The sequence below is a fragment of the Prosthecobacter sp. genome (genome assembly GCF_049294395.1).
GTDB lineage: Bacteria > Verrucomicrobiota > Verrucomicrobiia > Verrucomicrobiales > Verrucomicrobiaceae > Prosthecobacter.
Map to the genome: position 1 here is coordinate 1 of NZ_JBAQCR010000279.1, position 2,056 is coordinate 2,056.

General features: G+C 58.5%; 3 protein-coding genes. All 3 read right to left on the minus strand.

The window, feature by feature from the left end:
• Nucleotides 1–82: 82 nt before the first annotated feature.
• The 3 genes from WAW39_RS18975 to WAW39_RS18985 all read right to left on the minus strand — a co-directional run bounded on the left by WAW39_RS18975 (nt 83) and on the right by WAW39_RS18985 (nt 1,871).
• Nucleotides 83–577 carry a hypothetical protein gene (locus WAW39_RS18975; RefSeq protein ID WP_422320739.1) on the minus strand — a complete coding sequence of 165 codons (495 nt, stop codon included), beginning with the start codon at nt 575–577 and terminating at the stop codon, nt 83–85.
• A 12-nt stretch (nt 578–589) separates the two neighbouring features.
• Nucleotides 590–1,054: a TIGR02594 family protein gene (locus tag WAW39_RS18980; protein WP_422320740.1), complete on the minus strand. Its 465-nt coding sequence runs from the start codon at nt 1,052–1,054 to the stop codon at nt 590–592.
• A gap of 61 nt (nt 1,055–1,115) precedes the next feature.
• Nucleotides 1,116–1,871 carry a hypothetical protein gene (locus tag WAW39_RS18985; RefSeq protein ID WP_422320741.1) on the minus strand — a complete coding sequence of 252 codons (756 nt, stop codon included), beginning with the start codon at nt 1,869–1,871 and terminating at the stop codon, nt 1,116–1,118.
• Nucleotides 1,872–2,056 lie beyond the last annotated feature (185 nt).

A 2,056-nucleotide genomic window follows, 5' to 3' on the forward strand; every position in this document is an offset into this window, starting at 1 on the left:
AGCGGATGGCCTTCAGCTTCTCGCAGGATGCGGATGATTTCAGTCGTGAGTTTCATGGGGTGATGAGGGGAAAATTGGGGCGTTACTTCTTGGCCGATGAAAGCCGGATGGCATCGTCAATGCGCTGGTGGATCCGCTGCGATTCTTCCTGACGCAGCTTTTCATGATTCGTGAGCCGGTGATTGATCTGCTCCAGCAGAGCCGCATGCGCCGAGCTGGCAGCGGCTACAGGATTGAGCCGGATGTGCAGATCCTTCACCTCAGTCATGAGCCTTCGCTCAGCCTCACCAATGGCATCAATGATTTTTTCCTGCCTCTCATCTCCGGCGTCGATGATGCGCTTTACTTCAAGGTTGACCTTCTCCACATCGTCCTTGTGGGCGTAGCGGGTCGTGTGCTTGATCTCCAGCGGCTGCGCGATGTTGACCGGCTCATCCTTGCTGCCATTGGCCTGCCTGCCTTTGCGATAGGCCACGAAGCCTGTGCCTGCAGCGGCAATGAGAGCAAAGAGCATCACCATGAACCACTTCACGAATTCAGGAGGCACGGCAGAGATGTCAGTGGATGCGATGATCATGAGAGCAGGTGTTCAGAGATCCGGTGCACGGCGCACGCCGATCAGGTTCAGCAGTGAAAGAGAAGCGATGCAGACCTTGTCACTCTGGTTGCCCCCAAGGCAGTTCACGTTCTTGGGACCGCAGTTGATAAAGTCAGCAAACAGAGTCACGTGATAACCACCGGCACGCTTGAAGATCAGCGTGTCTCCCTGCTCCCACGTCTTGGGTTTGTTGGGGTTCACCACGTTGCCCCACTTCATCCAGTTGACAGCGCGATAGCAGGCCGCAGGCACGCCGGTCATGGTCTCAGCGGCGATGCGGCCCCGGAAGCAGCCACACCAGGCCACCTTGGAATCATCATTGCCCACATCATCCCCCAGCCACGAGGCCGCTTCTTTAATCCATCCTTGGATGATCTTGTTGCTCTTCGGCCCGGGTACTTCACAGATCCCGCGATACTTGAGCGCGGCCTGATAGATGCGTTGAGTGGAAGTCATATAATTGGATTCAGTTCAGTCATTCCTTTGCGCCTTCATTCATTTGCCAAAAAAGGAGCGTTCACTTCACATCCACCGTGCTCAGCACGAACGCCACGCGCTCGCCATAGACCGGGATGCGCTCCGCGAGCTGCATGCAGCCCGGGCCGTCTTCGTATGGTAGTCCTGGCTTAAGCCGGTTCTGGCGTGGCTCCACAGCGGCGGTTGGCAGCACCTTCACCGGCTGCACATTGACGGGATTCTTCGGCAGCGTGAAGCGCTTGCCCGTGAGCTGCTCATACTTCGCCTGAGCGGCTTCGATCACATCGGTGAAGGCGGAGATCTGCGAGCCTCTCAAGATCTCTTTCACAGGATCTGCGTTGATGCCTTCAGCCTTGAGCGAGGACACTTTGGCGGAGGCCTGCAAGATGATCTGTTCAAGCCCGACTTTCTGAGTGGTCTCAATAACCGCTTTGCCCAGCTGATCCGCCGTGGCGATGAGAGCGCGGCCAAACGGTGAAGCGATCAGCGCTGAGCTTGTGGCGCATGAACTCAGCGTCAGCATACATAGGCAGGCGATCAACAGCGGCAGCTTCGTGGGCACGTTCGTGCCCTTCAAGGTGGCAAGCAGCGCATCCACCACACTGAGCCCGTTTTTCCGGGCAGTGAAGAAGCGGAACACAAAGGCGATCAGGACAAGCACCAGGGCACCCACACCCGCATAGGCCGGTGGCAGCGCGTTGGTGATGGCCTGTTGCAAGGCGGGATCAATGTCCTGCGCAAAGACACAGGGCGTGGCGAACAGCAGAGCGAGGGCGAGTAAGCAGAGCAGTTTCATGGGGATGGAAGGGTGAGGATGAAGGACCGCCGCCCCGCTCTCCGCAGGGGTTGGTGGCACACCGCCCGCCCAGCCAGGGGAGGCAGTGCACCACCGGTTCCCCCCGAGGAACAAGCACGGCTAAGCGCACCCCCATTCAGCCACACCCCACCCACTCCAGCACCTGACCAGGACGACCAGATGTC

Coding starts and splice junctions, on each gene's coding strand:
- WAW39_RS18985 (WP_422320741.1), bottom strand. CDS start 1,871: ATGAAACTGCTCTGCTTACTCGCCCTCGCTCTGCTGTTCGCCACGCCC.
- WAW39_RS18975 (WP_422320739.1), bottom strand. CDS start 577: ATGATCATCGCATCCACTGACATCTCTGCCGTGCCTCCTGAATTCGTG.
- WAW39_RS18980 (WP_422320740.1), bottom strand. CDS start 1,054: ATGACTTCCACTCAACGCATCTATCAGGCCGCGCTCAAGTATCGCGGG.